Raw genomic sequence first — 8,144 nt, 5'->3', positions numbered from 1 at the left:
CGGGGTGGTCAAAGCCCGACCACCGAAACCCAAATGCAACGCAATGCTCAGCCGATGCGGCAGCTCGCTCCGCCGTCGACGGGCAGCGCCACCCCGGTGATGAAACCCGCCTCGTCGGAGGCGAGGAACAGAGCGGCGTGGGCAACGTCCCAGGCCGTACCCTGCTTGTTGCGCAGCGGCACCTTCGCATCGCGCTCGGCCGCGATCTCGGCCCGGGTGCGGTTCCATGCCCGCGCGCGCGTATCGACAGCCATTGGCGTATCCATGAGACCGGGGAGGATGGCATTGGCCCGGATGCCGTACTCGGCGTTCTGAATGGCCAGCTGCTTGGTGTAGGCAATTACGGCCGCCTTGCTCGCCTTGTAGGTGACCCAGGGGTAGTTGTCGATGGCGGCGAGCGACGAGATATTGATGATCGAGCCGCCGCGCTGCGTGCGCATGACCGGCAGGGCGTGCTTGCAGGCCATGACGATGCCGCGCAGGTTCACCGTCATGATGCGATCGAACGCCTCCTGCGTGATCTCCGTGGGCGAGGCGTCGCCGCCCGCCACACTGATGCCGACGTTGTTGTGCAGGATGTCCAGCCGCCCCCAGCGGCCGATGCAATCGTCCACCGCGAGGCGCAATGCTTCCTCGCTCGTCACGTCGGCTTCGAACGCCTCGACCTCGCCGCCCACCTGACGGATGAGCGCCGCGGTCTGCTCGGCCGCACCGATGTCGCGATCGACCGCCAGCACCTTGGCGCCTTCGCGCGCAAACAGCAGCGCCGTCGCCCGGCCGTTGCCGAGCGTCTCGCCCGGGCTTTGCCCGGCGCCCACGACCATCGCCACCTTGCTCGCGAGTCTCATCGGCCATTACCTCGACGGGTTTGCCCGCTCGAATCTCATTATGCCATCGCAGCCCTCGGCGAAACACGAGCTCCGAAGCTCATTGCGGCCGGATGCGTGTCGTCAGGCCGAGCAGCACCGCGGTTGCCGCGAGCAGGGCCAGTGCGCTCCCGGCAAGCGACCAGTGAATGCCGATCAGACTGCCGAGCATGCCGACCGTGATGCCACTGAACGCGCGCAACCCCAGCGCCGACATGCCGTACAGCCCGATCACCCGGCCGCGGATCGGCTCGGGTGCATGCAGTTGCACCAGGGTCTGAGCCATCGCATTGAAGGCCAGGTTGAAAAAGCCCGCCGCGAACAGCAGCGCCAGCGCAAGCGGATAGCTTTGTGCCGCGGCGAATCCGCCGATGCACAGGCACCAGAGGATGGTCAGAATGAACGCGGTGCGCGGATGTGCGCGCAGCAAACCGCGGCTTTCCAGCGCCACGCCGGCCATGAGGGCGCCGGCCGCATCGGCGCTCAGGAGCAGGCTATAGCCCAACCCGGCATGGCCGTGACCGAGGTCGGTGGCGAATTCCGGCATCTGCGCCTGGTAGGCGTTGCCGACGAAGAACGATGCGCCGCCTGCCAGCAGGATCATCGATGCAATGGTGCGGTTGTGTGCTACCTCGCGCGCGACGGCGACGATGTCGGCCAGTCCGCCGAGCGTCTGGGGCTTTGCATGCGGCGTGCGGCCGGCCGCACGTGCGCCATACGGCGCCTTCCACAGCCACCACACCAGCGGAATGTAAATGAGCACGTTGACGAGGATGCCCCATGCCGGACCGAACGCCAGCATGAGCACCCCACCGATCGCCGGCCCGAGCAGGATGCCGAGCTGGCGCGAGGTGGCGTTCAGGCGCACCGCGCTTTGCAGCTGCGCGGGGCCGACGATGTCGTGCACCAGCAGCTGGCTCGCCGGCAGCCATAACACCCCGGCGAAGCCATGCAGGGTCAGCAGCACAGCGGCATGCCAGATCTCCAGCGTGTCGGTGAGGAAGAGCACGCCCCAGGCCGCCGACACGAGCATGAAAAGCACCATGCCGAGCTGGATGATGCGCCGCGGATCGAAGCGGTCGGCAGCCGCGCCCGAATACACCGAGAAGAACAGGAACGGCAGCCAGTGGGTGAGAACGGCGATGCCGCCCAGGGTCGGCGAGTGGAACTTCTGATAGATGATCCAGTAGCTGATGACGTGCTCGATGCTGTCGGCCATCATCGCCAGCGCCGAGGTGAGGAAGTAGGCGCGAAAACCGGGATGGCGCAGCGCTGCGAATGCCGGTACCCGCGGCGCGGAGGCGGCGGAAGCGCTCATGGACGTGGCCGGCGTCTTGCGCTGCTTGCCGCCGCGAACAGGCAGCGGCGAATCGGGCCGTCTGGCCGGGGGTACAGGTACGCATCGTCGGAGCGCCGGCCGGACCGGCTAGCCATGCGTCTCGTCCGCCCTCTTGGCCGGCCCGTCCTGGAACGGGAAACCCATCTCGCGTACCACCCGACGCATGTCCTCGATTGCGGCCGCCACTTGCACCGGATCGCCGCGCACGCCCAGCTCCACATGGCGGCGGGTGGCGTTCGGGCCCATGGAGGGCAGGCTGAAAGCCTTCAGCTTGTCGTAATGCTGCTGGGCGTACTCCATCGCAGGGATCAGCTGCGACTCGCCGCATTCGTAGACTACGATGGACGCTTCCGCCCAGCGGTCGCTGTCGAACAGATCGCGGTAGTGCGTGTCGAGCACCCACTCGATCATCGGCCAGGCCATCTGCGGAAAGCCGGGAACGAAATGGTGGTCGCGAATGCTGAATCCCGGGGTGCGATTGAACGGATTCGGAATGATCTCGCAGCCGCGTGGAAACTCGCCCATGCGCAGCCGCTGCGGCGTGAGCTCGCCGCCGAAGCGGGCGCGAATCTCGCGTTCCGCGTCCGGATGCAGCGCCAGCACAACACCGAGCGCCTCGGCCGCGCACTGACGGGTATGGTCGTCGGGGGTTGCGCCGATGCCGCCGAAGCTGAAAACGATGTCGCCACGATCGAAGCTGCGCCGAAGCGCCGCCGTCAGGCGCTCAGGGTCGTCGCCGTGGTATTCGGCCCAGGCAAGCCGCAAGCCGCGCTTGGCCAGTGCCTCGATGGCGAACGAAAGATGCTTGTCCTGGCGCTTGCCGACGAGAATCTCGTCGCCGACGACGATTGCCCCGAATGCCATTGGTTCTCCGCGGGTTCAGATTTCCACTCAGAGTGAGTGAAGCGTGAAAAGTGAAACGATGCACTCCTTCACTCTTCACTCCTCAACAAATGACGTCTGGCCCCCATCTCCACTCTTCACTCTTCACTCTTCACCAAATGACGGCTGCCCCATCTCCTACATCATCACCTTGCCGCCGTTGGTATCCATCACCATGCCGTTGAGATACGAGGCGCCGTCGGAGGCGAGAAACACCACCACCCGGGCGTGCTCGTCCGGATCGGGCAAGCGTTTCATCGGCACCTGGGCGGAAATCTGCGCGATGTTCTCCGGCGTGCGCAGCGCCTTCACCCGCGGCGTGAGCGTGGTGATCGGAGCGACCGAGTTGCAGGTGATGCCGTGCTCGCCCAGGGTGAAGGCGAGAAAGCGCGTGAGCTGGATGACGCCGGCCTTGGATGCCGCATATGCCGGCGAGGTCGAGCTCGAGATGGTCCGGCCGGAAATCGAGGAAATCGTGACGATACGTCCGGCGGGCGATTTCTTCAGATGCGCGATGGCGCTCTTGCAGCACAGGAAGGTACCGCGCAGGTTGAGCGCGACCGTCTTGTCCCATTCCTCGACCGGCATGTCCTCGACGTTGGCAAGACGCCCGTAACCGCCGGCGGAGGTCACCAGCACGTCGAGCCCGCCGAGCTCACTCACGGTGCGGGCAATCGCGTCCTGGACGCTCTTCTCGTCGGTCACGTCGACCGCAACGGCGATCGCCTTGCCGCCCGCGGCAATGATCTGGCGCACCACCTCGGCCGCGCCGGGCTGGTCGATATCCAGCGCGGCCACCTTGGCGCCTTGCTGGGCGAAAGCTCGCGCGGTGCACGCGCCGATGCCTTGCGCGGCGCCGGTGACGGCCACCACGCGTCCTGACAACTCGGGATAGACGGCTGCCATTGTCGTTTTACCTTTCGAACGGTTCCACTCGTTTCACTCGAATGCCGATGCGCGCCGCGCGCGGTTTCGCATTCATCCCTCCCGCCCGCGCTTGGCATGCGCCGCCAGCACCAGGGCGACGCACGCGGTCAGCCGCTTGGCATACGCGATGTGAATGAACTCGTTCGGGCCGTGCGCGTTCGAGTGCGGCCCCAGCACCCCGGTGATGAGGAACTGCGCCTGCGGAAAATGCTTGCCCAGCATGCCCATGAAGGGGATCGTGCCGCCCTCGCCGACCATGGCGGCCGGCTTGCCGAACACCGCCTCCGACGCGCCGTGCGAAGCCTCCAGCAGCCACGGCGCCAGAGCCGGCGCGTCCCAGCCGCTCGCCCCCTGATCGGCCTGAAAGCTCACCTTGGCGCCATAGGGAGGATCGGCTTCCAGGATGCGCTTCAGATCGCGCGTCGCCTGCGCGCCGTCGATCAGCGGCGGGATGCGCAGGCTCAGCTTCAGCTCCGTGTAGGGGCGCAGCACGTTGCCGGCGTTCGCGATCGGCGGCAGTCCGTTCGCCCCGACCACCGACAGGAACGGCCGCCAGGTGCGATTGAGCACCGCCTGCGCCGGATCGTCGACCATCGCGCTGGTCGCGCCGGCGAACGGGTACTTGCGAACGACATCGACGCCGAGCATGGCGCCGACCGCGCGCGCCTGCTCCAGGCGCTCCTGCGGAATCGGACAATGGAATTCAGCGGGCAGGATGCGACCGGTGCGCGCGTCCTCGATCCGATCGAGCAGCATCCGGGCGATGCGAAACGACGACGGCACCAGCCCGCTGGCATCGCCCGAATGCACACCTTCGGTCAGCACGTCCACGCGCAAAGTTCCGGCCGCGATGCCGCGCAGCGACGTGGTGAACCAGAGCTGATCGTAGTTGCCGCAGCCCGAATCGAGCCCGATGACGAGATCCACCGCGCCCACGCGCGCCGACAGCGCCTCCAGGTAATACGGCAGATCGTAGCTGCCGCTCTCTTCGCAGCATTCGATCATCGCCACGCAGCGCGCATGCACGATGCCCTGCGCGCGCAACGCCATGACGGCGGCAAGCGAGGCGAACACCGCGTAGCCGTCGTCGGCGCCGCCGCGGCCGTAGAGCTTGTCGCCTTCGATGACCGGTTGCCACGGCCCGAGACCCTCGCGCCATCCGGTCATTTCGGGCTGCTTGTCCAGATGGCCATAGAGCAGCACCGTACCGGGCGCATCGCCCGGGATTTCCAGGAAGAGCAGCGGCGTGCGCCCGGGCAGCCGGACGATCTCCACCGTCATGCCCGGCACGGACTGGCGTTGGCACCACTGCGAGGCGAGCTGGACGGCCTGCTCGATGTAGCCGTTGGCCTCCCAGGCCGAATCGAAGTGCGGCGACTTGCAGGCAATGCGGATGTACTCGGTCAGACGCGGGACGATCTCCCGGTCCCACAGGGCGGACACGAAGTCGCGAGCGGCGTCGGCGTTCATGGGAAGCTCGAAGGCAAGGCGTTGCGCAAAAGCATATCAGCTCCGGCGCGATCGCAGACGCGCGCGGTGAACCGTGCCAGGTGCTTCGCGCCTGCCGATGCATTGACCCGCGCCGCGACCTCCCGCACACTGAACACGCGATACTCCCCTCTCCCTCCGGGAGAGGGGCCGGGGGTGAGGGAAGGCGTGCGCATGACGCATAATCTCCCCTCACCCTCGATCCCTCTCCCGAAGGGAGAGGGAAGACAAGCATGCCCTTGGTACAAGAAGGGGAGCGGACTGTCTTCCAATGCGGAAGGATCGATAGGGGACGCGGTTGGCCGGTTAGGCGGGAGGAGGAGCATGGACCAGCGTTACGACTACATCATCGTCGGAGCCGGATCGGCGGGCTGCGTCCTGGCCAATCGACTCACCGAGTCGGGCGAGCATCGCGTCCTGCTGCTCGAATCCGGCGGGCGCGACAGCAACCGCTGGATTCATGTCCCGATCGGCTTCGGCAAGGTGATGTTCGACCGCAAGGTCAACTGGATGTTCGAGACCGAGCCCGAGCCGCGCATGAATGGGCGCAGCATCAAGATTCCGCGCGGGCGCGTGCTCGGCGGTTCCAGCTCGATCAACGGGCTCATCTACATCCGCGGCCAGCGCGAAGACTTCGACGGCTGGCGCGCGGCTGGCAATCCCGGCTGGGGTTTCGACGATTGCCTGCCCTATTTCAAGAAGGCGGAGCATCAGTCGCGCGGCGCCGACGAATGGCACGGCGTGGGCGGGCCGCTCAACGTCTCCGACGTGAAGGACCGCCATCCGCTGGCCGATTCCTTCATCGAAGCCGGCGCCAAGCTCGGGATCGATCGCAACGACGATTTCAACGGCGCGCGCCAGGAGGGGCTCGGCTACTTCCAGGGCACCGCCCGCAACGGCATGCGTTGCAGCGCGGCCGTCGCCTATCTGCGCCCGGCCATGCAGCGCCGCAATCTCACGGTCGTCACCGACGCGCACGCCAACCGCGTCCTGATGGAAGCTACGCGCGCGACCGGCGTCGCCTATACGGTAGACGGCGTGGCGCAACAGGCGTTCGCCGAGCGCGAGGTGATCGTCGCCGCCGGGGCCATCCAGTCGCCGCAACTGCTGCAGCTTTCGGGCATCGGGCCGGGCGAGTTGCTGCAGCGGCACGGCATCGGCGTGGTCAAGGCGCTGCCCGGCGTCGGCAAGAATCTGCAGGATCACCTGCAGGCGCGCATGATCTGGCGCTGTTGCGAGGCCGTCACGGTGAACGACGACCTCATGAGTTGGCGGCGCAAGGCGATGATCGGTCTTCAGTATGCGTTGAAGCGCAGCGGCCCGCTATCGTGGTACGCGGGCCTTGCCGGGGGCTTCGCGCGCACCCGGCCCGAGCTCGACCGGCCCGACGTGCAGTTCCACTTCTTCCCCTACTCGACCGACCGCACTGATCCCAGCCTGCACCGCTTCTCCGGCTTCACGATGTCGGTGTGCAAGCTGCGTCCGGATTCGCGCGGCACGGTTCAGATCAAGTCGGCCGACCCGTTTGCGGCCCCGGCGATCCAACCGAATTTCCTCGAGCGCGAATCCGACGTGGCCACCATGCTCGACGGCCTCAAGCTCATCCGCAGCTTCGCCGCCACCGAGGCGCTCGCGCGCTGGATCGTGGCGGAGCACGACCCGGGGCCAGCCTGCGCCAGCGACGACCAGCTGGTCGACTTCGTCCGCAACAAAGGGATAACGGTCTACCATCCGGTGGGCACCTGCAAGATGAGTGCCGACGCCGACGCGGTGGTGGATACGCAACTCAAGGTGCACGGCATGAATGGGCTGCGCGTGATCGACGCTTCCGTCATGCCGCTGCTCACCTCGGGCAACACCAATGCGCCGGTCATCATGGTCGCCGAGAAGGCCGCCGACATGATCCTCGGCAGGCACTGAAATCCGTGGGAGAAGGCAGCCGCATGATCGAGCAACGCGTGGGCGAGCCGGTCGATGCCCGGCCGGCGGAACGTCCGCAAAGAACGCCGCTGCCGGGACGCTACGTGGACGTGGTCCCCGTGGACGCGGCCGCGCACGGCGACGATTTGTTTGCCGCGGCTACCGGGCCCGGCACTGAAACGATGTGGACTTATCTTTCGGTCGGCCCGTGGCCGGATCGCGCCAGTCTCGACGCCTGGCTGCGAGCGGCTGAGGGATCGCAGGACCCGTTCACCTACGCGCTGGTGGAGAAGACGAGCAACCAGGCGCTCGGGATCGCGACCTACATGCGCATCGAGCCCAAGCACCGCGTCATCGAAGTGGGTGGCATCTGGTATACGCCGGCGCTGCAGCGCACGCGCGCCGCGACCGAGGCCATGTACCTGATGGCCAAGCACGCGTTCGAGGTTTTGCGCTACCGGCGCTACGAGTGGAAGTGCAATGCGTTCAACGAGCCGTCGCGGCGGGCTGCCCTGCGTCTGGGGTTCACCTACGAAGGGCTTTTTCGCCAACACATGATCGCGCGCGGACGCAATCGCGACACCGCCTGGTTCTCGCTGCTCGAAGCCGAGTGGCCGGCGCGCCGCGCGGCCTTCGAGCGCTGGCTCGAGCCGGAGAACTTCGATGCGGCGGGCCGGCAGCGCACCGCGTTGGCCGCCGGCGGTATGCCGCCCGCCGCCTAG

The 8,144-nt window shown here is 66.9% G+C and carries 7 protein-coding genes; 2 read left to right on the top strand and 5 right to left on the bottom strand.

Annotation, left to right across the window (positions count from 1 at the left end; all coding sequences use genetic code 11):
- Positions 1 to 47: 47 nt before the first annotated feature.
- The 5 genes from GEV05_20970 to GEV05_20950 form a co-directional block, all read right to left on the bottom strand.
- A complete protein-coding gene (locus GEV05_20970; protein ID MPZ45809.1) occupies positions 48 to 848 on the bottom strand; it encodes an SDR family oxidoreductase in 801 nt (266 codons plus the stop codon).
- Positions 849 to 927: 79 nt separating this feature from the next.
- A complete protein-coding gene (locus tag GEV05_20965; protein MPZ45808.1) occupies positions 928 to 2,184 on the bottom strand; it encodes an MFS transporter in 1,257 nt (418 codons plus the stop codon).
- A 108-nt stretch (positions 2,185 to 2,292) separates the two neighbouring features.
- Entirely contained in the window at positions 2,293 to 3,069 is a 777-nt protein-coding gene (locus GEV05_20960; protein MPZ45807.1) for a competence/damage-inducible protein A, read from the bottom strand.
- 156 nt (positions 3,070 to 3,225) lie between these two features.
- Entirely contained in the window at positions 3,226 to 3,993 is a 768-nt protein-coding gene (locus tag GEV05_20955; GenBank protein MPZ45806.1) for an SDR family oxidoreductase, read from the bottom strand.
- Between the two features lie 72 nt (positions 3,994 to 4,065).
- Complete coding sequence (locus GEV05_20950) at positions 4,066 to 5,484, bottom strand: M20/M25/M40 family metallo-hydrolase (GenBank protein MPZ45805.1); 1,419 nt, start codon at positions 5,482 to 5,484, stop codon at positions 4,066 to 4,068.
- Between the two features lie 342 nt (positions 5,485 to 5,826).
- Here GEV05_20950 and GEV05_20945 point away from each other — a divergent pair, with 342 nt between their 5' ends.
- Together GEV05_20945 and GEV05_20940 are read left to right on the top strand one after the other, a co-directional pair.
- Complete coding sequence (locus tag GEV05_20945; protein MPZ45804.1) at positions 5,827 to 7,422, top strand: choline dehydrogenase; 1,596 nt, start codon at positions 5,827 to 5,829, stop codon at positions 7,420 to 7,422.
- A gap of 23 nt (positions 7,423 to 7,445) precedes the next feature.
- Positions 7,446 to 8,144 carry a GNAT family N-acetyltransferase gene (locus GEV05_20940; protein ID MPZ45803.1) on the top strand — a complete coding sequence of 233 codons (699 nt, stop codon included), beginning with the start codon at positions 7,446 to 7,448 and terminating at the stop codon, positions 8,142 to 8,144.

It is taken from the genome of Betaproteobacteria bacterium (genome assembly GCA_009377585.1).
GTDB lineage: Bacteria > Pseudomonadota > Gammaproteobacteria > Burkholderiales > WYBJ01 > WYBJ01.
Note: the sequence above shows the minus strand (reverse complement) of the source record. Positions and strands in the feature narration are given on the sequence as shown.